Genomic DNA, 26,015 nt, shown 5'->3' with positions numbered 1-26,015 from the left:
AAAGGAAAGCCTTTATGCACGTTGGAATATTCTCCCCCATCACCGACGAAACTCCTGGTCCTAGCGAGCTGGCCGGCGAAATAGAGGCCCGCGGATTCGAATCCCTGTTCGTTCCCGAGCACACCCACATACCGGTCGCCATTGAGGCAATCCACCCGGGATGGGACCAGATACCCCGCGCATACGGCAGAACCTATGATCCGTTCGTCTCGTTGGCATTCGCGGCCGCAGCCACCACAACACTCAGGCTCGGTACCGCGGTAACTCTGCTCGTGCAACGAGATCCCATCACCTTCGCCAAAGAGACCGCGAGCCTGGACCGACTCTCCGGCGGGCGCCTCGAACTGGGCATCGGATCTGGCTGGCTCCGGGAAGAAATGCAGAACCATGGCACGAATCCCAAGACGCGAGTCTCGCTGCAAACAGAGAGAATCGACGCGGTCACCACCATCTGGACCGAGGAGCACGCCGAGTTCCATGGAAAGTACGTGAACTTCGATCCCATTCAGTCCTGGCCCAAACCACTCCAGCGCCCACGCCCACCGCTATGGCTAGGAGGCTGGGGGCCGTCGACGCACGAGCGGATCCTCGCCCAGGCCGACGGCTGGCTAGCGCCGACCGGGTTGAGCGTCAATGAGATCGAGCGTGGTGTGGCAGAGCTGAGGCAGCTCACCGATGCTCGCGAGCTTCCTCCAGTGCCCGTCACGGTCACCCTTCTGGACCCGCAACCGGGAGACCTCGAGCAGATGCGAGAACTGGGTGTGTACCGGGTTCTGTGCGGACTACTTCCCGCTACGTCATCCGAGGCTGTACTTGGGCGTCTGGACGATCTCGCCATCCTCGTAACGCAGTAGGGCACATCTGACCCTCATGCTTCGTGGCCCGGAGTGAAACCTTTGACGTCGCGGGATGTCACGTATCCGGTCACTGCTGGCGGCCGGCCGATGGCGACCGGTGATAACACGTGACCAATGTGATCGCCAAGCTCGATGCGCGCCAGGATCTCGCCCACGAACCAGGCCGAGGCGTCTCGCAGAATCGGCACACCATGCGGACCGGTACGCCAGGTACACAATGCGAACTTGTCGACCCTGTCGCCGGTCTCCTCCCCAAAAAGGTGCACCAGCTCATCTGCGTCCCGCGGGATCACGTGCACGCCTAGGTGGTTCGACCCATGTGACACGCGCAAGGTGTGGTTCTGTTCGGAGAGCCCCACGAGGAACAACGGCGGATCAATACTGACCTGACTGGCGAAACCAACCAGACAACCCGACGGGCCGTCGGATCCTTGCACGGTCACCACGTACATCGGGTGGTGCAGTTGGCCCATAAGGCTCTTGAATGCCGTACCGGCGTCGAGTCTTGGTGAATCCTCGCCAGGCATCCTTCTGCACGCTCCCTTACCCGCGGTTACTTGCCGGTGCGCTCGCGGTGTTTACAGCCGGGCCAGCAGCATGGTCGGCGCTTGCCTTCCTCGAGTTCCTCCTGGGTTCGGCGAATGCGTCGCTCCCTGGTGACGTCTTGCTTGGCATCCTCGACCCAGCAGATGAACTCGTTGCGCCCCAGCGGTGTGATGTCCTGCCACAGGGCCAGAGCCGTGGGATTCCCGATTAGTGCCGTGCGCAGATCGGCGGGCAGCGTATGCACTACTCCGCCCGCGACCTTCGGAGCACTCACGGGGCAGGGCTGCCCGGAGCCGGAGCGGTCGGCTCGTAGCCGGGCGGCGGAGGTCCCGTCAACGGGGTATACCCCGGCGGTAGCGGCGGTCCCGAGGGCGCCGGTCCGGCATACGGGTCCCGCGGAGCTCTGGGGGTCGACGAACCCGGGTCGGTTAAGGAGATGTAGCCGGGGGGTAGCTTCGGTGCGGGACCGGCGCCGGCCGGTGGCGGTGCCACGGCCCCTTCCTCGGGTCCCACCGCTCCGTCGACGTTGCCGTCGCGGGCTTGATGCCACAGATCGCGGATCGTCCCCAGTGGGCCGGACCCGGACCCAGACCCGTAAACCGGGTTCGCGACCTCGGGCACCGATGGCTGACCGGGAGGTGGGGGCGGTGGACCGACAGGTTCGGTAGCCGCGGCTGCCGCGTCCGGAGTCGACGGCCCCGGCGGAGGCCCCGGCGCCACGGGATCAGCTCCGGCGGGGGGCGACAGAGACAACGCGGCGCCAGCGACGATCACGCCAGCGACGAACAGCTTGGCTGCGTCCATCCAGCCATCGTCGCATAGACGATCTGCAGCCGCTGGTCAGTGGCCGTGCAGCGCGGCGATGGGGCGTTCGCCGCCGTGATCGTCGATGCCCACGCCCTCTAGACCTCTCGCCTAGGATCGCCCACCTAGAATCACAAAAGGAACAGGCGAACAGGTAGGGAATGAACTCACTCGGAATGTCGATCGGGGCTACACAGCTGGTTGCCACCGATGGCAACTCCGACGGTGTTCCCGTCGTGCGAAGCTCGATACTCACGCTCCACGAGGACCGGCTCTCGGAAGTCGGCATTCCAACCGAACCGGGTTTGGCACTCACCGGATTCGTCGACCGAGTCGGAGACCCGGTGGGCATCGTCGGAGCCGACGGATCCGTGCACAGCGCCGATTGGGCCGCGGCCGAGGCCGTCCGGGTCATGATCGCCGACGCGGCCGTGGTCGCGGACTTCGACACTCCGCCTGTGCTCGCGGCCGCCGTTCCCGCACACTGGGGCGCGCACTCTCTTGCCGCGTTACGTGCAGCGATAGACAGGGTGCCCGCCCTTGCGCCGGGCGGAAAGCCGATGAAGTTGGTGTCGGACGCACATGCCGCCCTGGTGAGTATGGGCGACCGTATCCCCGATCGCGGCGTTATCGTGGTCTGCGACTTCGGCGGAACCGGCACGAGCATCACGCTGGCCGACACCGCGAGCAACTTCGACCGGATCGGCGATACCGTCCGCCATCGGGACTTCTCGGGGCAGCGGATCGATCAGGAGCTTTTGGCGCAGGTTCTTGCCGATCTCAACCAGGATCCGGACGGAACCGCGTCCCTCGGGGCACTGACCCGGTTACGTGATCGCTGCCGCGCGGCCAAGGAACATCTTTCGACCGACATCGCCACGGTTGTCCCGGTGGAACTGCCGGGAGCCACCGCCGATGTGCGGCTCACCCGCAGCGAGTTGGAAGACCGCATCCGCGAGCCACTTGCCGCATTGATTTCCAGGGTCCAGGAGACCCTGGAACATAACAACATTCCTCCCGCCGGAGTCAGCGCCGTCCTCACCATCGGCGGCGGTTCCGGCATCCCCCTTATCACCCAACAGCTTTCCGAGCGCTTGCGATGCCCAATCATCGCCGCACCGCGGCCCCAGCTCGCCGCGGCGTTCGGCGCGGCCATCCTGGCCGGTCGACCCGATGAAACACCGTCTCCCGAAGCAACCATGATGCGGCCGGTGCCCACCGGTGAGGACACCACGAAGAGTCCAGCATCCGCGCCCATGGACACCGTCGAATCCGGGCTGGCATGGTCGGAAGCCGACACTTCCCCGGAACTGGAGGAATTCCAGGACTACTCGACACCCGCTACCGCCGCGCGGCCAGAGGTGACGTTCAACCCCGCACCGGCCGACTATCGCGATACCGACCGAATGCGCTGGTTCCAACGACCCGCCCTGTGGTTTCTTGTCGCGACGGTGTTTTCGGCGGCGGTGTTCACGGCCCTGTTCATCGCATGGCAGGACCGCGACGACGCTCCATCACCGAGTATGCGGCCGTCGACCACGACGACAGCACCGAGTTCGCCGCACCCCTAGCAGCCTCGCGGCCACTTCCGCCTCGCCCGGACGGATGACGGCTGCCATGGGCAGATCCAATTGCGCTACCGCGCTGATCGTGTGTACTGGACGCATGACCGGCGCCAAACGATTCTGGATCGCAGTGTTGGTTGGGGTGACTACCGGTGCCCTGACGTGGACTCTGTTGCAGCGCTGGCAGGTTGCTCTCCTAGCGGTCGTCATCATGACCGCCGTCGTCAACGTCATGTGGTCACTGATTGTCTTGTGGCCCATGGATCCCGAACAGACACGTGCCCGTGCGAGCAGCGAGGACATGGAGGACGAGCTGGGCGATCTCGCGCTGCTGCTGATCTTGGTTGCCAGCCTCTCCGCCATTGGGATTCTTCTGATCTCTGCCAATGACGAGGACAAGGGTGCCTACGCGGGGCTGTGTATCGGGTCCATTCTGACCGTGTGGGCGATGCTGCATACGATCTACGCCGCTCGGTACGCACGGATCTACTACCAGGGCCACCCCGGTGGCATCGACTTCAATTCCGAAGTCCCGCCGCGCTATGTCGATTTCTACTACTTCTCGTTCAACCTCGGTATGACTTACCAGGTGTCGGATACCGCGGTGACCGAGTCGCATATCCGCGATGTTGTGCTGAAGCACTGTCTCTTTAGCTACATCTACGGGACCCTGATCATCGCGTGCACGATCAACCTGGTCATCAATCTCGTCGGCTAGTCCTGGGTGCTTCGTGCCCGCCGATACCGCGCGGTGTGGAAGTCGCGGTTGCCGAATTCTGACTCAATTGCGGTGAGACGCTTGAAGTAATGCCCGATTGCCAGCTCCTCGGTCATGCCCATGCCGCCGTGCAACTGGACGGCCTCCTGCCCCACCACGCGCGCCGCCCGCGAGATCGTCGCCTTAGCGGCCGACACCGCACGGGTGCGGCGCGGACCGTCGAGGTTGAGTGAGGCGAGATAGGAGGCCGCGACCGCCTGCTCGACCTCGATATGCATGTTCACCATGCGGTGTTGCAACGCCTGGAAATTGGAGATCGCCACGCCGAACTGCTGACGTTGCTTGGAGTATTCGACCGTGTCGGCGAGCACCTTGCGCAGCATGCCGACCGCTTCGGCCACGGTGGCGGCCGTAGCTTCGTCAAGCGCGGCATCGATCAGCGGCCACGCGGCGTCCACCTCTGAGATGCGTGCCGAATCCGGCACGCGCAGATTGGTTATCACGAGGTCGCTGGCGTGGTGATCGTCGATCGTCCGGTAGTGATGTGCGGCGATTCCTTGGGGCGGATTGGCGGGATCGAATGGCACCGCGAACAACGTCAGGCCCGCCGTGTCTGTGGCGTCACCGGAGGTCCGTGCGGTGACGAGCAGATGCGTGGCGATCGGCGCATCGGTCACCACGATCTTCTCCCCATCGAGTATCCAGTCCTGCCCGTCGCGGCGAGCGGTCGTCTGTACCGAGTGGAACGACTGCCCGGAAGTGGGCTCCAGAGCGGCGAATCCGGTCACCACATCGCCAGCCGCGATACCACCGATGAGCTCCTCGGCCAGGTCGCAGGTCGATCGGCGGAGCAGTCCGCCGCCGAGCACCACCGTGCCGATGAAGGGCTCCACGACGAGGTGGTGTCCGAGTACCTCGGCGATGACAAGAACTTCTTCCGCGCCGCCACCCAGACCTCCGCGGTCCTCAGGTAACGGGGCGGCGAGTATGCCGAGCTCCTCGGCGAAGGACTTCCACACCAGCGGCTGCCAGCCGACATCCGAGCGCGCCGCGCGTCGGCTGGTATCCAAGGCATACCGATTGGACAGGAAATCCGATACGGAGTTCTTGAGGAGTTGTTGTTCGTCGGTGAGGCTGAAATCCATGGTGATATTCGCTCTTGTCTATCAGAGGCCGAGTTGGGCCTTGGCGAGGATGTTGCGTTGAATCTCGTTGGAACCCGCGTAGATTGATCCGGCGCGGTCGTTGAAATAATGCAGCGGCGCCACTGCCTGCCATAGCTCACCGCTGTGGTAGCCGTCGGCCGGCGGGGTGTATTCGACAACCGGACCGCCCGGCTTCGTGACATGAGGCTGATACACGCGACCGCGCGGACCCGCGGCCTCCAATGTGAGCGTGGTGAGCTCCTGTGAAAGCTCGGTGCCGAGAATCTTGAGCATCGAGGACGCGGTGCCGGGATTGCCGCCACCGGCCACCACCGCAAGCACTCGGTGCTCGAGAACTTCCAACACGTCGACTCGGATGGACAGATCGGAGAGTTTGGCGGCGAACACGGGATCATCTGCCAGTGTTCCACTTTCGCTGGGCATCGCCCGTGCGGCAGCGCTCAGCTGATCGAGGCCCACCTGAAGCATCGGAGCCGCTGCCCCACCGCCGCGCTCGAACTCGAGCAGGTACTTGGCGACGGTCCAGCCGTCGTCGATCTCACCGAGGACATTGGACTTGGGGACGCGCACATTGTCGAAGAACACGACATTCTGGACCTCCTCCCCCGAGCTCATCACCAACGGCTGCACCTCGATTCCCGGCGAGGTGAAGTCGATGAGGATGAAGGTGATACCGAGCTGCTTCTTCACCCCCCTGGTGGTGCGAACAAGCGCGAACATCCAATTCGCCTCGCGCGCATGGGTGGTCCAGATCTTGGAGCCATTGAGGATCACATCATCGCCATCGGCGACCGCCGACATCTGCAGTGACGCCAGGTCCGAGCCGGACTCGGGTTCGCTGTATCCCTGGCAGAAGAACACCTCGCCGGTGAGTATGCGAGGCAGGAAGAACTTCTTCTGCTCCTGCGTGCCGAATTTGACGATGGCGTGTGCGACCATCCGAATACCCATGGGCGACAAGGCAGGTGCGCCGGCAAGGGTTGATTCGACCGCGAAGATGTAGTGCTGTGCGACGCTCCAGGGTAGGCCCCCGTGCTTCACCGGCCAGGACGGTGCGGCCCACCCCTTTTCATGCAGGATCGCCTGCCACTGCATGCTCGCCTCGTGGTCGCTGTACACGCTCGTTTGTAGACGCCCCGCCGCCTGTAGATCCTCGGTGAGGTTCTCCTCCAGGAACCCCCGGACCTCCGTGCGGAATTGTTCTTCCTCTGCCGAGAAGGCCAGGTCCATGTGCACTCCGTTGTGTCGAGTCTGCGGTGGGAAAAGCGATGAATCGCATTAATCTGGATGCAAGCGCATTCAGATTAATGCGCGTTCCGTTCCCGGGCAATACCGGCTCCTGCAAGACTGGTCGGGTGTCATCCTCAGCCGGCCGCTCGTATAGTGGCCTTCCCGCAGACGAACGCCTGGCTCGGCGTCGGCGGCAGCTGCTGGAGGTGGGGCTGGACATCCTCGGCGCCCCGGACGGACCCGGCGATCTCACCTTGCGCACCGTCTGTCAGCGCTCTGGTCTGGCGCAACGCTATTTCTACGAAAGCTTCGCCGACAAAGACGAATTCGCCGTCGCGATCTTCGATTGGGCCGTTGAAGGACTCACGTCCACCATCGAATCCGAGGTGGCTGCGGCGCTGCCCCGCCAGCAGGTTAGAGCGGGTATCAGCAGCGTGGTGCGTGTCATCAATGCGGACCGCCGCATCGGGCAATTGCTCTACAGCCCACATCAGGTCAATCCGGTTCTGGTTCGCAAGCGGTTCGAAGCCACTGCGATGTTTGTGTCACTGTTCGCCCAGCATTTGCGCGACTGGTTTCGTCGTGACGATGACGGCAGCCTTCCGGTGCTGGCTCATTTCGTCGTGGGTGGCGTTGGGCAGGCCGTCGCGGCGTGGCTGAATCAGGACGTCGCGGGCACCGAGGAGACCCTCATCGACCAGTTGGTCGACATGCTGCTGGCCCACGGACCCGAGCGCTCCACGCAGCTCTGAGGGTCAACCGTCGGGTCTTGTACCCATACCCCGCGCCGGTATACTGAGCATTAGCTGAGATCTCCGTGAGAGCTTCCTGATTTTCTTGAGAACGATGTAGACATACCTCCTGAAATTAATATATGCATAGATGGACATGAATCTGATCGGACGTGAATCGCCATCGGATCGATTAGCTGTTAGTTGAAAGTTTGGAGAGGTGCGGACATGAGAGTGTTGACGGCAGTGGGTTCGGCAATGGTCCTCGGCGTAGGCACGCTGATCGGGTCGCCGCTCGCGATGGCGGCGCCGGAGCCGCCGCCCGTTTGTTACGCGAACCAGCCGAGCGTCGGCTCCACCGAGTTCGACCCGTGTCTTGCGCCGGGTGATGTCGAGTACCAGCAAGGTGCGCATCAGCCGACCTATGAGGGCGCCAATCCGTTGACACCCCCCGGTGTCAATCCGTTCGTGCCAGATGGCACGAACAAGAACAACGCCGGCTAGCGAGCGACGCGACGCGCTGGGAACACCTGCTCGACACGCGGAAAAGCCCTTGAGAACACCGAGGTGGGCAGCCAAGGATATGGGTGTGAATTACGGTGAGGTGCTTGAGAAGTTGGTCGCGTGGGCGACTGAGACGGATACCGTCCGGGCGGTCCTTGTCACGGGGTCCGCGGCTACTGGGGATGCCCATCCCCTGTCAGATCGGGATATCGAGCTCTACGCGTCGGACCCCGATGAGCTGGTCGAGGACGATTCGTGGTGGTCATCGTTGGGTGAGGTCCTGGTCGTCGAGAGACTCGAGGATGAAGACCTCGGGTACCCCACCCGACTGATCTATTACGCAGGCGGAAAGCTCGACTTCACCCTGATTCCCTTCGAAGACCTCGCAGCGGCGGAGCACGACCGACCGTTTCAGGTGCTGCTCGACAAGGACGGCTGCGCACCCGATCCGGCCTCGGTGAGTGCGGGCGAGAGTGGACCGCCCGCGGAAGAAGAGTTCGAGGAGTGCGTGCATTGGGGCTACGCCGCGGCCCTGATGTGCGCGAAAGCGATAGTGCGCAATGAACTCTGGTCGGCGAAGCTGCGTGACCAAGACCTGAAGGAAGAGCTGCTGCGGATCATCGAGTGGGACCATCGCGTTCGGTATGGCACTGCATACGACACTCGATACCTGGGCATCCGCATGAACAGCTGGATGGACGCCGATGTCCGCGACGAAATCAACGGCTGCTGGGGCCATTTCGACGCCGGCGATACCACCGCGGCCCTGCGTCGAACGGTGGATCTGTTCGCGCGTCTGTCAGCGCGTGCTGGAGCAGCCCTCGGCTTCGAACCATTCCAGCACGAACGGCTACAGCACGAGATCGAGCAGATCTTGTCGCTGCGCGTCGAGGAGGTTGTCGCGCTTCCCTAATACCAGCACCCGCCGAGGACGGTGCTTCATGATGGATGCCATGGAGTCGTACCGCGTCGATCGGTGGCTGTGGGCGGTCCGGCTGACGAAGACACGGCCGGACGCCGCTGCGGCATGCCGAGGCGGGCACGTGCGGATCAACGATCGACCGGCGAAGCCGTCGACGACGGTGTCCCCGGGTGACGAGGTCCGCGCTCAGGTGGGTGACCTGACACGAATCGTGAAGGTGGTGCGGGTGATCCAGAAACGGGTTGGTGCCGCCGATGCCGTCACCTGCTACCTCGACCTAACACCTGCTCGGCCTGAGGTTCCTCCGGTTCTGGTGGCGTTGCGTGATCGCGGCGCCGGGCGGCCGACTAAACGGGACCGGCGAATGCTGGACAAATGGCGTGCGGGCCGGGAATGAGCCGTTAGTAGACGTCGCGCACGTATCGATGGCTCTTGATGAGCTCGTTGACGTACGCGTGTGCACCCGCGGCATCCATGTCGCCGCAACGGGCGACGATATCGTGCAGTGTCGCGTCCACATCCTTGGCCATGTGGTCGGCGTCGCCGCAGACATACACGTATGCGCCGGCCTGCAGCCAGTCGTACAGCTCTGCCGCGTTCTCCGCCATGCGGTGCTGGACATACCGTTTGGGTTCACCTTCGGCCCCGTCGCGGGAGAACGCGAGGTCGAGTCGCGTCAAGGTGCCCGAGTCGACGAAGCCTTGAAGCTCCTCGCCGTAGAGGAAACTGGTCGCACGGCGCCGGTCACCGAAGAACAGCCACGAACGCCCCGTTGCGGCCGCCGCCTGGCGCTCCTGCAGAAAGCCGCGGAATGGTGCGATACCTGTCCCCGGGCCGATCATGATGATCGGTACGTCGGCGGCGGGCAGCCGGAACGTGTGGTTGGGCCGCAGATGCACCCGCATCGACTGCCCGCGATCGGCCAGGAATGTCGATGCCACACCGCCATACGTGCGATCGGCATCGGTGTATCGGATCGTCGCCACGGTCAGGTGCACGGTGTCGGGGTGGACCGCCGGGCTCGACGCGATGGAGTAATCCCGGAATTGCAGCGGACGCAGGTTGTCGACCAGTTCGTCGACGGTCAACTCCCCCAACCTGATGAGGTCGAGGACGTCCTTGCCGTACAGCCACGAACCCGGCGCGGGAATGACATCCCCGCCGAGTGCGTCGACCGCCTCCGCGTTCTCTGTTCGAGTGGCCACGAGCGCCCGAAGTGTTCGCGAGGGGGTACGGATCTCCAGGTGCTCGGACAGCAGTTCACCGAACGGCTCATCGTGACCGGCTACCCGGTGATCGGCCGCGACGCCGAGCTCGGCGAGTATCGCCTCGACGAGGACGGGATCGTTCGCCGCGTGTACGGCAATCGAATCGCCTGCCTCATAGGCGATTCCGGACCCCGTGAGATCCACCTCGTAATGGCGGACTTCCTTATCGGAATCGGCAGCGGTGAGCAGTCGATTGACGAGAAGCCGGGCCTGCGCGGGTTCGTTGCGGTCGCGTTTGGGTGGGGCGGGCACCTCGGTCACGACGGTCGCCGTCGCGGGGCTGGCGTGTTCGGCTGCCAGGAGCTTGACCAGGTCGGTTGTCCAGTCCTTCGACTGCTGTAGGTAGGGGCCGTCGATGTCGATACGTTCCGCCAGCCGGGTGGCACCCAGGACCGCAAGGCGCTCATCGAGCAGCAGGCCCGCATTGCAGAAGAACTCGTAGCTGCTATCGCCCAGGGCGAGCACCGCGAAATTCAGATGCTCAAGCCGATCGGCGGCTTCGGCGCTGAGCGCCTCCCAGAACAGCAGCGCATTATCGGGAAACTCACCGTCGCCGAATGTCGACACCACCACAACGAAATGGGTGGCCGATTGCAGGTCCGCGATATCGACTTGATTGAGTTCGATCGCCTCGGACTTGATGCCGGTGGCCTCGTCCAGTGCCTCCGAGAACGACATGGCGGCGTCCTCGGCATTACCCATATCGGTGCCGTAGCCGACAATCATCGAGAAATCCGGCTGGGCGCCCACTGCACTCCCTCGCTCACGCGCGGGCTGGTCCCAGCGCTGGGTAAGGGCAACCTTACTTGGATGGTGACGGCCATTGGGAGCGCCCCCTCTTTTTGTCTGGGTGGACCGCGTATGAACCCGCTAGCATCCGAGAGTGGCCTGGCTGAATACCTGGTGGCAGTACGACGTGGTGGACGGTTACAAAGGTCCGCTCCTACTTGGCTTCGTGGCGTTCGTGGTGACCTTTGTGGTGACCCGCACCATCACCCGGCTCATCCGCGCGGGGAAGGGTCCCTTTCACAATATTTCCGGCGGTGGTGTTCACATCCACCATTCGGTACCGGGTGTGGTGATGTTGATAGTCGGTGGTTTCACCGCCCTCGGTTCGCCGCCACTGTCGGCGTGGACGTACCTGGCGGGCGCGTTGGTGGGGATCGGTGCTTCGCTGGTGCTCGATGAGTTCGCGATGATCTTCCACCTGCAGGATGTCTATTGGTCGAACGAGGGCCAGTTATCGGTCGACATGGTCACGCTCGCCGCCGCGTGCATTGGCCTCGCCGCCGTCGGTGTGTCTCCACTGAACGTGGACGGCCTGACCGGTGTCATCGCAATTGCGCGTGGAGTCGCGGTAGTCCTGCTGCTGGTTCACCTTGGGTTGGTGGCGATTACCGCGCTGAAAGGCAAGTACCCCACCGCGATGATCGGGATCTTCATCGCTCCCGTCGCATGGTTATCGGCTGCTCGTCTCGCCCGTCCGACATCCCCGTGGGCGCGGTGGCGTTACTCGGCCGAGAAGGTCACGCGGGCGCAGCGGCGGGCGCTGGCATTCGACCGCAGGTGGGGTCCGCTGCGTGAGCGCTGGCTCGACGCCATCGGTGGCACGCCAACACCGGAACTCCCTTAAACACCGACGCAGTCGCGGACCCGCTGAACAATCTCGGCGAGCGTTGACTCTTGGTGCACCGGCGCCGCCCACTCCGGGGCAATCGCCAGCTGCACCCAACTGGTACAGCCGCCGTGTTCGTCGCTGCGCCGCAGCCGCACGGGTGCGACCAATGGGTGCACTCGCACCACCAGCGCCGTGAGACGGTGCTTGGGTCGAAAATCCAGGCGGTCCGCGCGTATCGATTCGGTTGTCCAGATATGCAGTGGTGCAATCTGTTCGAGCCCGTCGGGTTGGTTGACTTCGATGGCGGCGACAACCTCGGCGCCGGCGCGCACGATGACTTCGGTTTCGGTGCTATCGGCCGCGGCGGCTTTCAGCAGATCGTGGTGCTCTGGACGTACCCGCTCGGTGTGGCCGTGCACGACCGTCGGGAAGAGTAAGAACCGGGAATCGGCAAGTGTGAAACGCTTTTCGTGAATTCCGCCCTTGCGCAGCAGAATCGTCTGCCGACCGTCGAGCATGCCGTGTATCGCAGCGCTCCACTCCTTCAACGCGAGCTGACTGTCGGTCACCCAGCGAGCCTACGGCCGGGGTGTCACCAGTACCGGGCAGGTCGCCTTGTGTATCAGCGCATGGCTGGTGGAGCCGAGGAAGAAGCCTGCGACATCACCGTGACCCCGGCTTCCGGTGACGATCAACTGCGCATGTTCGGCATCGTGGAGCAGTACGTCGGCAGGATGCCCGACCGCGACCACACGCCGGACCGTCACGTCCGGGTACTTTTCCTGCCATCCCGACAGACGCTCGGCGAGGATCTGTTCCTGGCGCTGTTCCTCCTCGACCCGATCGGTCGCGCTCCAGGCTGTGTAGGCGTAGACGTACCCCGGCGGAATGTTGTTCCACACATGCACCGCCACAAGCTCGACATCTCGCATCGCGGCCTCCTCGAATGCCCAGGCAATCGCGCCGTCACTGGAATCGGAGTCGGCGACGCCCACGACAACCGGTCCGTCTGCCGGTGCTCCAGATTCCCGGACGACGACGATCGGACTGTGTCCCTTTGCGGTCAACGTCACCGACACCGAGCCGGCCATCATCCCGGTGAATCCACCGAGTCCGCTGGAACCGAGCACCGTCATGACGGCGTTTCTGGACAGTTCGACGAGGATTGCCACGGGTTTACCGATCGCCTTGACGGTGGACACCTGAACATTCGGGTGTAATGCGTAGACGTGATCCTTGGCCTGACTGAGGAACTCGGCGCCGTCGGTATCCAGGTGTTGGAAGAAGCTCGCGGACGCCCCGAGGTTGTATCCGTGTCCGAAGCTGCCGTAGTCGACGGCATGGACCAGTGTCAGCGGCAGATTTCGACGCTCTGCCTCTGCCCCGGCCCAGGTCAAGGCGTGCAGCGCCGATGTCGATCCGTCGACACCCACGAGGATGTGGGGACTGGGCACTGTGGTGGTCATGGCTCCAACGCTATTGACCGCCTCGCATGGCCTCCATGGACCAATAGCCCCACTCTGAGTGACTTTCGCCCGTACATACGTGTGCTGGATCACGCCGTGCGGGGTCAGTCGTGTTGGCAGAGCAACTGTTTGGAGCCGAAGGTGTGGCAGTTCGCAGGACTAACGACTCTGCAGGTCCTGCTAGCGTGGTCAGTAACGGAATCCCATCGATGGTCGATATGCACGTCGGGGATGTGGCGGAAGGTAAACGAAAATGGCCTTGACGGCGAAGTTGATTGTTGGTTCTGGCGCGGTGCTGCTGTCGCTGGTCGCGGGTGGTGGGATTGCGTCTGCGGAACCTGACGTGAGTGCCATCGTCAACACCACGTGCACGTACCCGCAGATCATGGCGGCATTGAACGCGCAGTCGCCTGAGGCGGCGCAACAGGTGAACGCCAACCCGATCGCCGGAGCGTGGCTGCAGCAGTTTGTGGCCTCTCCGCGGGTCAAGCGTCAGCAGATGGTCAACGAGGTCAGAGGGATGCCTGCGGTTCAGGAATACACCGTCCTGATCAACCAGGTGGCCACCTCCTGCACTAACTACTGACCGGCAGTTCTCACCCGCGCGTGGCCGGTGGCGTCTGTTGATTCCGAAGGCCCTCGATACACCTGGTGTCGGTGTGACGAATGTCCCTGCAGCTATCCGACTTGATGTACTTAGGCTAGGCTTGGTTTAACTGACCTCAATGAGCCGGTCATCGGCTCCCTGTCGGTTCGAGACCAAGCGGAATGCTGGTCAGGGCGGGTTCGCTCAACGAACGAGAAACCCAACGTCACACGCTGGATACGCCGTGCGCGGCGCTGGGTGAGGAGGATCGGCTGAACGGGCTGTATGACCAGGACCAGGAGAAAAGTAGCTGCGGCGTCGGCTTCCTGACCCGCAAGGACGGCATTCAGACACATGATGTCGTGCGCAAACTCCACGAGGCGCTGTGCGCGGTGCCGCACCGCGGGGGAATGTCTTCCGAGGGCGTCGGTGACGGTGCCGGCGTCAATCTTGACCTTTCCCTGCGTTTTTTCTCCGAGTTGACGGGCAACCCGCGGCTGAGACTTGGACAGTTCGGTGTGGGTAACTTCTTCCTGCCCAACGACCCGGCGTTCCACGCCGAGGCCGAAACGGTGATCGAGCAGGCACTGCTGGCGCAGGGTTTCACGATTCTGCTCAAACGTGATGTGCCGGTGGACAACAGCGCGATCCGCCCGGCAGCCGTCAAATACCAGCTGCCGGTTCGGCAGTGGGTGTTCCTTTCTGATTCCGACCGCGAGACGCACGAGGCGCTGATGGCGATCGAGGCCACCGCCTACACGCGCCCGGAACTGCTGGGGCTCTACCCGCTCTCGCTCAGCACCCGCACCCAGGTGCTCAAGGGTCGGCTCAACTCGAACGAGGTAGTCCCCTACTTCAGCGACCTGTCCGATCCCCGCATGGAAGTGCACTCGATGTTCTTCCACACTCGTTTTTCGACGAACACCGCACCGAATGCCACCATGGCCCAGCCGTTCCGGTTGATGGCACATAACGGCGAGCTCAACACGGACAAGAAGAACCGCCTGTCGGAGAATGCGATGGCGCGTGCGCGTAATCGGGCGATCATTCGTCCCCTCGGGCAATCGGACAGCTGCCGGTTGGACCAGACCCTGCAGAGCCGGGTCCTCGAGGATGATCTCGACCTCGTCACCGCCGTCGTCGCGATGATGCCGCCGGCGTGGGAGAACGACACGACACTGTCGCCGCGGGTGACCGCCATGTTGGAGTACTTCAGCCTCTACGAGGAGAAGAATGACGGGCCGGCTGCGCTGATATTCGGTGACGGCAACATCATTGGTGCGCGCCTGGACCGGCTTGGCCTGCGGCCCCTGCGTACCGTCGAGACGGCCGAGTACCTGGGTGTGATGTCCGAGGCCGGGCAGGTGTACTTCGACCCTGCCGAGGTGCTCGAGCGAGGCCGTATCGAAGCGGGCGGCATGCTGTACTACGACCACAGCGAGCGCCGGTCGTACGGCACCATCGATGCGCTGGAAATGCTTGCGGCGCGGCATGATTACCCACAAATGCTGGCTCGGGCCCGGGTGAATATCGCGGATCTCCCGGACGTTTCCCCCGTGGACCAGGGCTCACCGGCGCGCTACGACGGTGACCTCGACCGCCACCAGCGGTATGTGGCCTACTCGCTCAACCAGGAGAGCTTCAAGTTCCTGATGGACCCAATGCTGGCCACCGGCCAGGAGAAGATCTCCGCGATGGGGTACGGAGCAGCCATCAACGCGCTCTCCAATCAGGAAGGCGGCGTTGCGAAGTACTTCTCGCAGCGGTTCGCGCAGGTGACCAACCCGCCCCTGGACAGCATCCGCGAAGCGGACGGCATGACCCTGCGCGTCGCACTCGGGGCGAAACCGAACAGCGGCGCACAGGGCGCCCCGCAGATCGTGGTGCCCTCCCCCATCCTCACTCATCTCGACATGCTCAAGATCCGGGATCAGCACCGCACCCCGGTCCGGCGCTTCGGGATGCGCTACCGGGTTGATCTCTCGGATGCGGTGTCTAACTCCGATCGGCTCGTGCAGTCGATCGACGAATTATGCGACACGGTAGAGGAATTCGCGCGGGAGACGGGCGGTATCGCGGTGATCTCCGATCGCCACGTCTCGCGTGACCGCGCGGCGATGCCTCTCATCATCGTGATCTCCGCCATCAACCAACGGCTGATCGAGGAAGGCCTGCGGTTGCGCGTCTCGTTGATCGCTGAAAGCGGTCAGCTGTGCTCCTCGCACCACGTGGCCGCAGTGCTGGGATTCGGTGCCTCCGCGGTGTATCCGCTGGCGGTGCAGATGCGGGCAGAGGAGAAGTACGGAACTGACGTAGACGACGCGGTCAAGGCATTCAAGCATTTCGCCAAGGCCGCCGAAAAGTCGCTGATGAAGACGATGGGCAGGGTCGGCCTCTGTACCGTCGAGAGTTACATTGGCGGGGAGTTCTTCGAGCCCAACTACCTGGACACCGCGGATTCGGTGTTGCGCAAGTATTTCCCCAACGTCATGTCGCCGGTGGCCGGTGTCGGCTTCTCCACGCTGGCGGCAGGCGTTGCCGACTGGCATGCGCGGGCACTCGCGGTAACGGGAGAGAAGGACGTTCCGCTCCTCGGTCTGTTCAAGGAACGGGCCGAGGGGGCGGGCCACTCCTACGGCACGACGGCGGTGCGCGGGTTCGTGGACATGACCGAGGAGTCGATTTCGTTCGGCGACGAAGCGCGGCCCGAGAACCCCGGCATGACTGACCCGGCCTATTTGAGGCTGCTGCCGCTGCACCAGCTCGAGGGTGCTTTCGGCCTGGACGATGATGCCTACCGCAACAACAGCTTCGACGAACTTCCTGCGCGCGCGGTCGACAGCTTCGATATCACTCCCGGGTACCGGAACTTCGTCCGATCGATGAACACCGAACGCACCCGGCGCCCGGCGGCGCTGCGTGATGTGCTGGCGCTTCCCGCCGACGTCAACTTCGTGCGCACGGCCGCCGAATTCCGAAGGGAAATGGGCCAGTTCGCCCGTTTCGGGAACAACGACTTTCAGGTGCGGGGGCTGTCCTGTCGGCAGGCGGGTGATGATTTCGTGCTACGACTCTCCCACACCCACGAGCGTCTCACCGCGCTTGCGGCCTCGCTGCGTGCGAGGTTCGGCGGCGAGATCACCGGGCAGGAGATCATCGACGGTGAACTGAGGCTGCGGGCGACGGGCCAGGCCGGGAGCTACCTGGCGAAGATCAGGACAGCGCCGGAATCGATTCCGCTGCCTGTGGTGCAACCGGCCAGCGAGATCACGCCCGCCCTCACCTCGGGAGCCATGAGCCACGGCGCGTTGGTGGCCCCGGCGCATGAGGCGGTGGCTCACGGAACCAACCTGGTCGGCGGCTTGTCGAACTGCGGTGAGGGCGGTGAGCACATCAGCCGGTATGGCACCATCCGCGGCTCCCGTATCAAGCAATTCGCGTCGGGCCGTTTCGGGGTGTGGGCGGGATATCTTGCCGACCCGATGCTCCAGGAGCTGGAGATCAAGATCGGCCAAGGCGCTAAACCCGGTGAAGGCGGCCAGCTTCCGGCGCCAAAGGTGACCGTTCAGATCGCGGCAGCGCGCGGTGGGACCCCCGGTGTTGAACTCGTCTCTCCCCCACCCCATCACGACACGTACTCGATCGAGGACCTGGCTCAGCTCATCCACGACTGCAAGGCGGCCCGTGTCCGGGTGATCGTGAAACTGGTGTCCTCCGAGGGCATCGGCACGATCGCGGTGGGTGTCGCGAAGGCCGGGGCCGATGTCATCAACGTGGCGGGGAACACCGGCGGAACCGGTGCGGCGGCCGTGACGAGTCTCAAATATGCGGGCAGGTCGGCAGAGATCGGTGTCGCCGAGGTCCATCAGGCGCTCTGCGCCAACGGTATCCGGCAGAAGGTGGTGCTGCGCTGCTCGGGGGCACACCAGACCGCCAGTGACGTCATCAAGTCGGCGCTGCTTGGGGCGGACAGCTTTGAGTTCGGCACCACCGCACTGATGATGCTCAAGTGCGTAATGGCCAAGAACTGCAATATCAAGTGCCCAGCCGGGCTGACCACCAATGCCGAGGTTTTCGAGGGTGATCCGCGTGCGCTTGCGCAGTACTTGCTGAACATCGCGCACGAAGTGCGAGAGATCTTGGCGACGCTAGGCATGAAGTCACTGCGCGAGGCGCGCGGGCGCAGCGATCTGCTGCACCTACTCGACCATCCCTCCAGTATCGGCAGGCTCGACCTGCGCCGAATGCTGGCGGTGGCAGAAGAATTCGTGGTCGATAACCCCGTGTATATGGAAAAGGACTACTCGGTGGACGACCGGTTCGCCGACCAGCTCGATTTCGATGGCGTGATGCTGCCGCCCCTGCAGCTGACCAACCAGAACAAGAGTGTGGGCGGGCAGCTGGCGATCGACATCGAGCGGACGCTCAACTATCGGGGGGGCGATGGATCGGCGGTCGCCGCCGACGAGCGTGGCCGTCGATATCTGTTGCCGGATAGCGTCATCGTCACGACCACCGGCTCCGCCGGCCAGAGTTACGGCGTCTTCTGTAATGACGGCATGGTGCTCACGCACACGGGCACCTGCAACGACGGCGTAGGCAAGAGCGCCTGTGGCGGCACGATCACGGTGCGCTCACCCGGCGGCGGTTCGGGCACTCACGGCGGCAATGTCCTCATCGGGAACTTCGCCCTCTTCGGTGCTTCCGGAGGTCGGCTCTTCGTCGAAGGACAGGCCGGGGACCGTTTCGCGGTCCGGAACTCGGGTGCGACCGCGGTGGTTGAGGGCGTTGGCGAATTCCTGTGCGAATACATGACAAACGGCGCGGTGCTCAATATCGGCGGCTTTGGTAAAGGCGTCGCCAACGGGATGAGCGGCGGGTTCCTCTACCAGTACGACCCGCAAGGCCAACTGCCGTCCAAGGTGAGCACCGACTCGGTGCTGGTACTCCCCGTCACCGACGCCCCGTTCCACGAGGCCGCCGCGCGCATCCTGCTCCAATGGCATGTGGAGGCCACCGGATCGGCGCGAGGCCAAGCCCTGCTCGATGATTGGCAGATCACCCGGCAGCACCTCGTTTACACGATGTCGCGGGCTCTGTTGCAGTACCAGGACTCCGACGCCATTCTGCAGGGCAAGACGCGCAAGGAGCTCCTGGACGAGCTCACCGCGGCCCTGGCCGGCTACCAGGTGCACAAATTCAAGCTGTCCTACCGTGACCAGCGCGATGTCCTCGGCGGTTCGGTGCCCGCATACGGTGAGACCGATACCGAGGGCATGTACGCGCTGCTCAACACCTACACGGTGCTGAACATGGCCCAGCAGCTCGCGCTGTCCCGGATGCCGAACGTCACGGACGTGACCGATCCGCGGATCGGCAGGGCGGTACGCAATCTCGTGCTCACCGAGGACTTCTTCTTGATTCAGAAGCTGCAGAAGTACGCGCGAGAGGCGATCGACGGACATACCGACGAGGACCTGGCCGTGCTCATCGCGGACAAGCGGCTCACCGACTACAAGGACGCGCTGAGCCAGCGCAACGTGCTGTCGATGGACAGCCCCGGCACCTATGGCTGGATCCTGCACCAGAGTGCCAAGAACATCGACAAGATCGGCCGCTTGCCTTCCTTCGAAGAGCTTTTCGCGCATCATGCACTGCCGGTCGTCGCCCTATCCGGTCCCGCCCTCCAGACCACGTGAAGAAGCCATGAAGATCGCATACATTCCCGAAGACGCCCCGTTCAACGAGGACCAGCGAGCCTGGCTCTCGGGTTTCCTGGCGGGCCTGCACTCCCGCCTCGCGATGAACCTGGCGTCGCCACCCCCATCGGCCACCGCCGACCTGACGGCTCCGCGTCCACCGCTGCGCATCTTGTACGGCACCCAAACCGGAAACGCCGAGATCGTGGCGGGCGATACCGCGGCGGCCGCCAAGGCTCAGGGATTCGACGTGACGGTTAGCGGACTCGACGAGATCGCTCTCGATGAGTTCGCCGGACTGAAATACGTCCTCATCGTCACGTCTACCTATGGCGAGGGCGAGATGCCCGATAACGCCGAATTATTCTGGGAAGCACTGTCTTCGACGCTGGCGCCGCGCCTGGAAGGGGTGTCGTACGGAGTGCTGGCGCTCGGCGACACCAGTTACGACGGGTTCTGTCAGGCGGGCAAACTCATCGATACACGGCTCGAGCAGTTGGGCGCGAGCCGTGTGGTCGGGCGCGCCGACTGCGATATCGACTACGAGGCGCAGGCCGCCGAGTGGGTCCTGGGTGCGGTGGGGAGCCTGGTCACCTTGGCCGGAGCCAGTGGCGGCCCGGGAACTCCCCCGCCGAGCATCGTGGTGCGCTCCGGTTGGACCCGGAAGAACCCGTTCCCGGCGGAGGTACGGGTCAACCGGTTGCTCTCACGGGCGGGTTCGGACAAAGAGATTCGGCACTACGAGTTCGCGCTCGCCGACAGCGGCATCGTCTACGAGGCGGGTGACGCCCTGGCTGTCATCCCCGAGAACGACCCGGCACTGGTGGAGGCGATCACGGATCACTTCCGTGTCTCCGCCGGCACCCTCGTCGACGGCGAGCCCCTGGGCGAGCTGCTGGGCAGGCGCTACGAGATCAGCACACCGTCGCGAGATCTGTTGAGCGAGGTGGAGAGCCGTGCGGAGAGCGAGGAGTTCTCGCACGCCTTGCGCGGCGGGGTGAAGGAGGTGCTGGACACCTGGCTGTACGGCAAGGACATTCTGGACATCCTTCGTATCGGCGGGGACGCGCTGAGCCTCGAGGAGTTCATGGGCCTTCTCAAGCCGCTGCCGCACCGTGCCTACTCGATCTCGTCGAGCTCGCTGGCCCACCCGGACCGCATCCACTTGACGGTGGCCAGTGTGCGGTACCAGAGCCTGGGTCGTGAGCGCGGCGGCGTGTGTTCCACCTTCCTGGCCGACCGCAGCGGCGATGCGCGAATCTTCCTGCAGCCCAACAAGTCATTCCGGGTGCCCAGCGACGGCGACGCTCCGATGATCATGGTCGGCCCCGGTACGGGCGTGGCACCCTTTCGGGCATTCCTGCAGGAACGCGAACAGAGCGGTGCGGGAGGCCGCAACTGGCTCTTCTTCGGTGATCGGCGCCGGGCCCATGACTACATCTACGAGAGCGAGCTCGAAGGCTGGCACGCCTCCGGTCTTCTCGATCGTCTCGACCTGGCCTTCTCCCGCGACCAGGCCGAGAAGGTCTATGTGCAGACACTGATGCGTGAGCATGGCAGGGATCTGTTCGCATGGTTGCAGGACGGCGGGCACTTCTACATCTGCGGTGATGCGACGCGCATGGCCAAGGACGTGGACAAGGCGCTGCACGAGATCGTCGGTGAGCACGGCAGATTCAGCTCCGATGAGGCGTCCGAATACATCAACACGCTCAAGCGGGAAAAGCGGTACGTCCGCGATGTGTACTGACGGCCGGCGCTGCGAGCATTGCTCCGCCCGGCGGATCGCCGCGGGGCCAAATGCCATTGCCGAAGCACTCTCCGCCCTTGGCACGGTGGTGGCGGTCACCGCGAACGATGCCGCCCTGCTGAGCCATACCGGCGAATACCTTGAACCCTCATTTCCCGGGGAGGCGCTCAGCTGCGATGAGGAGTACATCGCGCTCCGGCTGAATCCGGCGCTCGTCCGCGACGCGTTCCTGGCCCCGCGCGGCCTGACGATGGTCGGTGACACCGGTACTCACCGCGCCTATCTCACTCCGCTCTCGGATCGGCTGGTGGTGAGTGCCCTTGAGTTGGCGCCCGCGGTGATTCCGGAAACGTTCCCCGTCACCGACTGGTCTGAAGTCAACTGGCGTGACACCGACCAGCTCACCCATCTCGACGCGCTCACGCCCGGGCGTTACCGGATACTCCCGTTTACCGGTGCACGCAAAATTGACTCTGGGGTGGTCCCCTATCTCTTGGCGCACCTGGTGGACGTGGACATGCCGTTCACGATCGCGGTCCCCGGCGGCGGCTGCGTACAGCTGCACCGCGGCCACGCCGCGATGGTCGAACAGGCTGGTGCACATATCGCCGTCATTTTCGGGGCCTCGCGGTACGCCATGGACCCGGTGTTCATCGCCGAAAGCTGGGTGACATACGCGCATGGCACACAGGGGCTGACATCCTCGGTGGAGCTGTACGACCACAGTCACCGGTGTGTCACCACCATCACGCAGACGGGGCCGATCACGGCGCGACTTCACCAGGCGTGGGAACACATGGTTGCTTCGCTGCCGGACGGCGATTGACGGCGGTACGCCAGATACTTTGATGCGCTGCTCACAGCGGGCAACCGGTGGCGTGTGAACAGATTGAGATGTCCCGGTGAATTGGAGGCAGCGTCCGGGAAATTGTGCGGCTCTAGCGTGTGCGCATGGAAGCGACACCCGTAAGGCGAAGTATGGGCGGTGAACCGTGAGCGGCCTGGTCACGGTCGTCAATCCGATTCTTCCCGGCCGGAATGCGGAAACGCGGCAGGCGCAGTACTACCAGGATCTCCTCGGCGATCTGCATTCGGCGGCCCAGCGAGAGTTGGATGATCATCTGGCTTCTCTTGAGCGAAGAAGGCTGAGTGGCAAGCCGTCCAACCTCTCCCGCCTGCATCGGCTCGTCGGTGCTAAGCGCGCAGAATTGGCTGCCCTCGACCAATTGCTCGTGGCGCTGAGCGATCGATTCGGCGACCACTCGACTCGGTCAGCCGGGTAGCCTCGCCCGGCGGTACGACGTCCCCGGGTGGTCACCGCCAAGCCGGGGTCCAGCACCGCCGAGGTGCTGACGCAGGGTGGTTCGCTCCCGCTGATGCGGCACCCGGCCGCGGCGGCGCAGCTCGGGAACGACGAGGCGGCCGAAATCGGTGAAAGTTCCGGGAGTCGTGACGTACGCGATATTGAAGCCGTCGACATCGGCCTCATCGACCCAGCGTTCCAATTCGTCGGCGATATCGGAGGCGGAGCCCACCAGAACCGGCCCGCGGCCGCCTATCCCGATCTCTTCGGCCAATTCCCGCGCTGTCCAGGTGCGGTTCGGGTCTTTCGTGAACGAGGCCAGGGCCGAACGATTGGCATCGGTCTCGACGTGGCGCAACGGCTCGTCGGGTGCTGCCTCGGCCAGGTCGACTCCGGTCCAGCCGCCGAATAATGCCAATGCTCCTGTGGGGCTGACGAATTGGCGATATTCCTGCAGTTTGTCGACCGCCAGCTCGCGGGTCTCGGCGACGATCGGTGTCACCATCGTGAACACCTTGATGGACCGCGGGTCACGGCCCAGTTCGGCCGCGGCCGAACGCAGAGCCTGCACGGGCCCGCGGACCACCTCAGGGGTCGGGCCCGATACGAACACCGCTTCGGCATGGGCGGCCGCGAATCGGACACCGCGCGAGGACGCGCCGGCCTGGAACAACACCGGCGTGCGCTGCGGGGACGGTTCACACAGAAACGGTCCCGGGACGGTGAAATACCGCCCGTGGTGCGCGATGTCGTGGACCTTGGCGGGTTCGGTGAAGATGCCTCGCTCGCGGTCGCGCACCACGGCGCCGTCCTCCCATGAGCCCTCCCACAACTTGTAGCAGACCTGCAGGTATTCGTCGGCGATGTCATAGCGCCGGTCGTGCGGTATCTGCGAGTCCAGACCCAAATTCCTTGCCGCACTGTCCAAATAGGAGGTCACGATGTTCCACGCGACCCGCCCTTCGGTGAGGTGGTCGAGGGTCGATAGCCGGCGGGCGAGTGCATACGGCTGCTCATAGGTGAGCGACAGGGTGATCCCGAATCCCAGTGTCTCGGTGACCGCCGCCATCGCCGAGACGGCCAATGACGGGTCGTTGACCGGGAATTGCGCCGCGTCGGCCACTGCAGCGTCTCGTGATCCACCGTAGACGTCGTACGCGCCCAGCACATCCGCGAGGAACAGCAGGTCGAAACCGCCGGTCTCAAGTGAGCGGGCGAGCTCGGTCCAGTAGCTCAGCGTGCGATAACGGTGCCCTTGGTCCTCGGGATGGCGCCACAGGCCCGGTGATTGGTGGCCGACACACGCCATATCGAAGGCGTTGAGATAGATCCTGCTCACAGTGAATCTCCGATCCGGTCGCGGTAGGTCTCACGCGCAGCACGTGCCGAGGCGAAAGTGAGCGCCGCCAGCGCCAGGTAGTAGACGACGATGGGCCAGGGGTTGCCGTGATTCGCGGCCAGCAGCGCCGCGGCGATCAGCGGGGCGAATCCGCCGGACAGCACGGCACCGAGCTGGTAGCCCAGAGATGCCCCGCTGTACCGGACGCGAGTGTCGAAGAGCTCTGCGAACCATGCGGCCTGGGGCCCATACATCGCGTCGTGGACGACGTTGATCCCGAAAACGATCGACAGCACGACGAGGATCTCCGACCCGGTGCGGGCGGCCAGGAAGAACAGTGCCAATGCCACCGGGCCCGCGACGGCACCGAACAGATAGAGCGGCCGGCGCCCAAGCTTGTCCGAGAGCGCGGACCATGCGGGAGTGCTCAGCAGGCCGATCGCCGAGGCGATCAGGACGGAGGTCAACCCGACTTGGCTGTCCTTGCCGAATATGTCTTGCAGGTAGGTCAGCGAATACGTTGTCAACAGCACAAACAGTGCAATCTGCGATAGCCGTAAGCCAGTGGTCAGCAACACATTACGAGGCTGCGTGCGCAGCACCTCCACGACGGGAAGCCGTGCCACCTCCCCTCGCGCGCGCACCTTCTCGAAAACCGCCGAGTCGCTCAGCCGTAAGCGGATCGCCAGACCGACGGCCACCAGGATGATGCTACTGAGGAAGGGGATCCGCCAGCCGTAAGCAAGAAATGCCTCGGACCCGGTGAGCGCACGGGTCAGCGCGAAGACCCCAGTGGCCAAGAGCATTCCGGCGGGTGAACCCAACTGTGTGAAACTGCCGAACAGCCCGCGGCGGCCGGGCGGTGCGTGTTCAACCGCCAGCAGCGCTGCTCCGCCCCATTCCGCACCGGCGGCCAGCCCTTGTAGAACTCGCAAGGCGGCGAGGGCGATCGGTGCCAGGACTCCCACTTCGGCATAGGTCGGCAGCACACCGATCACCGCGGTGGCGATACCCATGAGCAGCAGCGCCCCGACGAGAACGGTTTTGCGCCCCACGCGGTCCCCCAGATGCCCAGCGATCACGGCCCCGACGGGCCGGGCGCCGAAACCTGCCGCGTAGGTGGCGAACGAGGCGAGAGTCCCGGCCGTCGACGAGACGGTCGGGAAGAACAGCGGTTTGAGGACAAGTGCTGCGGCCGTCGCGTAGAGGTAGAAGTCGTACCACTCGATCGTGGTGCCGACCATGCAGCTCAGTGCGACGGTGCGTGGACTCGGGACTCCCCTATCGGCCGGTCCACCCGCATGGACGGCAGGTGCCGCGCTGGTGGTAGTCACGTGACGCCATGGTGTATCACCGGGTTGCCGGCGGGAACCTTTGCGCTCGGCGGGATTTCAGCAGCGGACTAGACACCACCGGCCCGCATATCGGGCTGAGAATCCTCCAATGGGGCGAGGATGACGGTGAGCCACGTGAGCGCCAAGGTGGCAGCGGAAAGCGCCGCGGCCACTGTCCACCACAGCGGGTCGGATCCGTCCGCCGTCTGATGCCACCACAATGCGGCCAGGCTGATGACTGTGCTCAGCGCCGCCGTGTAGGCCGCCGCGCAACACCACCGGAAGTACCGGCGACGCAGCGCCACCGCCGAAACCACGCAGGCGACCAGGAACATGGCTGCTGTCCCCGGTACCACCGCGTCGACATGCAGGGTCGGACTGGCATGCGCACCCAGATTGGACCAACGCCCCACCGCGGCCACACCCAGGACGACAGTCGCCACCAGCGCGACTCTGCGCCGCGAGGGGCTCATCCACACGTCCTCGAGCACGCGCAGCTCGATAGCGCGCAGCGTGTCCTCGATCCCCGCGTCGTGCCGCTGAGTTCTCACCCGATGCCTCCTGATTCCGAACAGCCTCGACACTAGAGGTCGTACGGATCGGCGCAAC

General features: G+C 64.2%; 24 protein-coding genes. 13 read left to right on the top strand and 11 right to left on the bottom strand.

From position 1 onward, the window contains the following. The first annotated feature begins 14 nt into the window (after positions 1-14). Complete coding sequence (locus tag MLB1_RS12980) at positions 15-854, top strand: LLM class F420-dependent oxidoreductase (protein WP_180750207.1); 840 nt, start codon at positions 15-17, stop codon at positions 852-854. Between the two features lie 14 nt (positions 855-868). Here MLB1_RS12980 and MLB1_RS12975 read toward each other — a convergent pair whose 3' ends face one another. From MLB1_RS12975 to MLB1_RS12965, 3 genes are read right to left on the bottom strand one after another with little or no spacing between them, the layout of a single operon-like run. Then, complete coding sequence (locus MLB1_RS12975; RefSeq protein WP_255485840.1) at positions 869-1,384, bottom strand: flavin reductase family protein; 516 nt, start codon at positions 1,382-1,384, stop codon at positions 869-871. Positions 1,385-1,410: 26 nt separating this feature from the next. After that, a complete protein-coding gene (locus MLB1_RS12970; protein WP_219603087.1) occupies positions 1,411-1,638 on the bottom strand; it encodes a YdeI/OmpD-associated family protein in 228 nt (75 codons plus the stop codon). 35 nt (positions 1,639-1,673) lie between these two features. Further along, the gene (locus MLB1_RS12965; RefSeq protein ID WP_180750205.1) at positions 1,674-2,207 is read right to left on the bottom strand and encodes a hypothetical protein; all 534 of its coding nucleotides are present in this window, start codon (positions 2,205-2,207) and stop codon (positions 1,674-1,676) included. A gap of 161 nt (positions 2,208-2,368) precedes the next feature. On the opposite strand from MLB1_RS12965, the gene MLB1_RS12960 reads away from it, so the two are divergent. Together MLB1_RS12960 and MLB1_RS12955 are read left to right on the top strand one after the other, a co-directional pair. After that, positions 2,369-3,778 (top strand): Hsp70 family protein, encoded by a 1,410-nt coding sequence (locus MLB1_RS12960; RefSeq protein ID WP_180750204.1) that lies wholly within the window; start codon positions 2,369-2,371, stop codon positions 3,776-3,778. Between the two features lie 94 nt (positions 3,779-3,872). Further along, entirely contained in the window at positions 3,873-4,490 is a 618-nt protein-coding gene (locus MLB1_RS12955) for a DUF1345 domain-containing protein (RefSeq protein WP_180750382.1), read from the top strand. On the opposite strand, the gene MLB1_RS12950 is transcribed toward MLB1_RS12955, so the two are convergent. Then, positions 4,487-5,635 carry an acyl-CoA dehydrogenase family protein gene (locus MLB1_RS12950; RefSeq protein WP_180750203.1) on the bottom strand — a complete coding sequence of 383 codons (1,149 nt, stop codon included), beginning with the start codon at positions 5,633-5,635 and terminating at the stop codon, positions 4,487-4,489. The two genes, MLB1_RS12955 and MLB1_RS12950, sit on opposite strands and share 4 nt — an antisense overlap. A 21-nt stretch (positions 5,636-5,656) precedes the next feature. Beyond that, entirely contained in the window at positions 5,657-6,886 is a 1,230-nt protein-coding gene (locus tag MLB1_RS12945; RefSeq protein WP_180750202.1) for an acyl-CoA dehydrogenase family protein, read from the bottom strand. 125 nt (positions 6,887-7,011) lie between these two features. Between MLB1_RS12945 and MLB1_RS12940 the strand changes: the two genes are divergently transcribed. From MLB1_RS12940 to MLB1_RS12925, 4 genes are all read left to right on the top strand, one after another. Further along, positions 7,012-7,638 carry a TetR/AcrR family transcriptional regulator gene (locus MLB1_RS12940; protein ID WP_180750201.1) on the top strand — a complete coding sequence of 209 codons (627 nt, stop codon included), beginning with the start codon at positions 7,012-7,014 and terminating at the stop codon, positions 7,636-7,638. 207 nt (positions 7,639-7,845) lie between these two features. Then, positions 7,846-8,121, top strand: coding sequence for a hypothetical protein (locus tag MLB1_RS12935; RefSeq protein WP_180750200.1), 276 nt, complete (start codon positions 7,846-7,848; stop codon positions 8,119-8,121). Between the two features lie 85 nt (positions 8,122-8,206). After that, positions 8,207-9,034, top strand: a complete 828-nt coding sequence (locus tag MLB1_RS12930) for an aminoglycoside 6-adenylyltransferase (RefSeq protein WP_180750199.1) — start codon at positions 8,207-8,209, stop codon at positions 9,032-9,034. 40 nt (positions 9,035-9,074) lie between these two features. Beyond that, a complete protein-coding gene (locus tag MLB1_RS12925; RefSeq protein WP_180750381.1) occupies positions 9,075-9,440 on the top strand; it encodes an RNA-binding S4 domain-containing protein in 366 nt (121 codons plus the stop codon). Between the two features lie 4 nt (positions 9,441-9,444). On the opposite strand, the gene MLB1_RS12920 is transcribed toward MLB1_RS12925, so the two are convergent. Continuing rightward, complete coding sequence (locus MLB1_RS12920; protein ID WP_180750198.1) at positions 9,445-11,061, bottom strand: sulfite reductase flavoprotein subunit alpha; 1,617 nt, start codon at positions 11,059-11,061, stop codon at positions 9,445-9,447. A 133-nt stretch (positions 11,062-11,194) separates the two neighbouring features. Here MLB1_RS12920 and MLB1_RS12915 point away from each other — a divergent pair, with 133 nt between their 5' ends. Then, positions 11,195-11,944: a hypothetical protein gene (locus MLB1_RS12915; protein WP_180750197.1), complete on the top strand. Its 750-nt coding sequence runs from the start codon at positions 11,195-11,197 to the stop codon at positions 11,942-11,944. On the opposite strand, the gene MLB1_RS12910 is transcribed toward MLB1_RS12915, so the two are convergent. Together MLB1_RS12910 and MLB1_RS12905 are read right to left on the bottom strand one after the other, a co-directional pair. Then, positions 11,941-12,498, bottom strand: coding sequence for a DUF1802 family protein (locus MLB1_RS12910; RefSeq protein ID WP_371750615.1), 558 nt, complete (start codon positions 12,496-12,498; stop codon positions 11,941-11,943). The two genes, MLB1_RS12915 and MLB1_RS12910, sit on opposite strands and share 4 nt — an antisense overlap. Before the next feature lie 9 nt (positions 12,499-12,507). Beyond that, positions 12,508-13,395: a universal stress protein gene (locus tag MLB1_RS12905; protein WP_180750196.1), complete on the bottom strand. Its 888-nt coding sequence runs from the start codon at positions 13,393-13,395 to the stop codon at positions 12,508-12,510. 253 nt (positions 13,396-13,648) lie between these two features. On the opposite strand from MLB1_RS12905, the gene MLB1_RS12900 reads away from it, so the two are divergent. From MLB1_RS12900 to MLB1_RS12880, 5 genes are all read left to right on the top strand, one after another. Beyond that, positions 13,649-13,981, top strand: a complete 333-nt coding sequence (locus MLB1_RS12900) for a hemophore-related protein (RefSeq protein WP_180750195.1) — start codon at positions 13,649-13,651, stop codon at positions 13,979-13,981. A 272-nt stretch (positions 13,982-14,253) separates the two neighbouring features. Beyond that, on the top strand, positions 14,254-19,680 hold the full coding sequence (locus tag MLB1_RS12895; RefSeq protein ID WP_180750379.1) for a glutamate synthase-related protein: 5,427 nt from the start codon (positions 14,254-14,256) through the stop codon (positions 19,678-19,680). A gap of 7 nt (positions 19,681-19,687) precedes the next feature. Then, positions 19,688-21,430, top strand: coding sequence for a sulfite reductase flavoprotein subunit alpha (locus MLB1_RS12890; protein WP_180750194.1), 1,743 nt, complete (start codon positions 19,688-19,690; stop codon positions 21,428-21,430). After that, positions 21,420-22,256, top strand: a complete 837-nt coding sequence (locus MLB1_RS12885) for a hypothetical protein (RefSeq protein ID WP_180750193.1) — start codon at positions 21,420-21,422, stop codon at positions 22,254-22,256. The genes MLB1_RS12890 and MLB1_RS12885 overlap by 11 nt, the downstream gene beginning before the upstream one ends. 166 nt (positions 22,257-22,422) lie before the next feature. Next, complete coding sequence (locus MLB1_RS12880) at positions 22,423-22,713, top strand: hypothetical protein (RefSeq protein WP_180750192.1); 291 nt, start codon at positions 22,423-22,425, stop codon at positions 22,711-22,713. On the opposite strand, the gene MLB1_RS12875 is transcribed toward MLB1_RS12880, so the two are convergent. The 3 genes from MLB1_RS12875 to MLB1_RS12865 all read right to left on the bottom strand — a co-directional run bounded on the left by MLB1_RS12875 (position 22,702) and on the right by MLB1_RS12865 (position 25,957). After that, positions 22,702-24,072, bottom strand: coding sequence for an LLM class flavin-dependent oxidoreductase (locus MLB1_RS12875; protein WP_180750191.1), 1,371 nt, complete (start codon positions 24,070-24,072; stop codon positions 22,702-22,704). The genes MLB1_RS12880 and MLB1_RS12875 overlap by 12 nt on opposite strands. Then, positions 24,069-25,316, bottom strand: coding sequence for an MFS transporter (locus MLB1_RS12870; protein ID WP_180750378.1), 1,248 nt, complete (start codon positions 25,314-25,316; stop codon positions 24,069-24,071). The genes MLB1_RS12875 and MLB1_RS12870 overlap by 4 nt, the downstream gene beginning before the upstream one ends. Positions 25,317-25,474: 158 nt before the next feature. Continuing rightward, a complete protein-coding gene (locus MLB1_RS12865) occupies positions 25,475-25,957 on the bottom strand; it encodes a hypothetical protein (RefSeq protein WP_180750190.1) in 483 nt (160 codons plus the stop codon). Positions 25,958-26,015 lie beyond the last annotated feature (58 nt).

Origin of the sequence: Mycobacteroides sp. LB1 (assembly GCF_013449725.1) — a bacterium.
Taxonomy (GTDB): Bacteria; Actinomycetota; Actinomycetes; order Mycobacteriales; family Mycobacteriaceae; genus Mycobacterium.
The sequence above is the reverse complement of the archived record's forward strand: the minus strand, read 5'-3'. Positions and strand labels throughout refer to the sequence as shown.

Coding starts and splice junctions, on each gene's coding strand:
- MLB1_RS12955 (WP_180750382.1), top strand. CDS start 3,873: ATGACCGGCGCCAAACGATTCTGGATCGCAGTGTTGGTTGGGGTGACT.
- MLB1_RS12945 (WP_180750202.1), bottom strand. CDS start 6,886: ATGGACCTGGCCTTCTCGGCAGAGGAAGAACAATTCCGCACGGAGGTC.
- MLB1_RS12905 (WP_180750196.1), bottom strand. CDS start 13,395: ATGACCACCACAGTGCCCAGTCCCCACATCCTCGTGGGTGTCGACGGA.
- MLB1_RS12870 (WP_180750378.1), bottom strand. CDS start 25,316: ATGGTCGGCACCACGATCGAGTGGTACGACTTCTACCTCTACGCGACG.
- MLB1_RS12980 (WP_180750207.1), top strand. CDS start 15: ATGCACGTTGGAATATTCTCCCCCATCACCGACGAAACTCCTGGTCCT.
- MLB1_RS12925 (WP_180750381.1), top strand. CDS start 9,075: ATGGAGTCGTACCGCGTCGATCGGTGGCTGTGGGCGGTCCGGCTGACG.
- MLB1_RS12890 (WP_180750194.1), top strand. CDS start 19,688: ATGAAGATCGCATACATTCCCGAAGACGCCCCGTTCAACGAGGACCAG.
- MLB1_RS12935 (WP_180750200.1), top strand. CDS start 7,846: ATGAGAGTGTTGACGGCAGTGGGTTCGGCAATGGTCCTCGGCGTAGGC.
- MLB1_RS12960 (WP_180750204.1), top strand. CDS start 2,369: ATGAACTCACTCGGAATGTCGATCGGGGCTACACAGCTGGTTGCCACC.
- MLB1_RS12900 (WP_180750195.1), top strand. CDS start 13,649: ATGGCCTTGACGGCGAAGTTGATTGTTGGTTCTGGCGCGGTGCTGCTG.
- MLB1_RS12975 (WP_255485840.1), bottom strand. CDS start 1,384: ATGCCTGGCGAGGATTCACCAAGACTCGACGCCGGTACGGCATTCAAG.
- MLB1_RS12950 (WP_180750203.1), bottom strand. CDS start 5,635: ATGGATTTCAGCCTCACCGACGAACAACAACTCCTCAAGAACTCCGTA.
- MLB1_RS12885 (WP_180750193.1), top strand. CDS start 21,420: ATGTGTACTGACGGCCGGCGCTGCGAGCATTGCTCCGCCCGGCGGATC.
- MLB1_RS12965 (WP_180750205.1), bottom strand. CDS start 2,207: ATGGACGCAGCCAAGCTGTTCGTCGCTGGCGTGATCGTCGCTGGCGCC.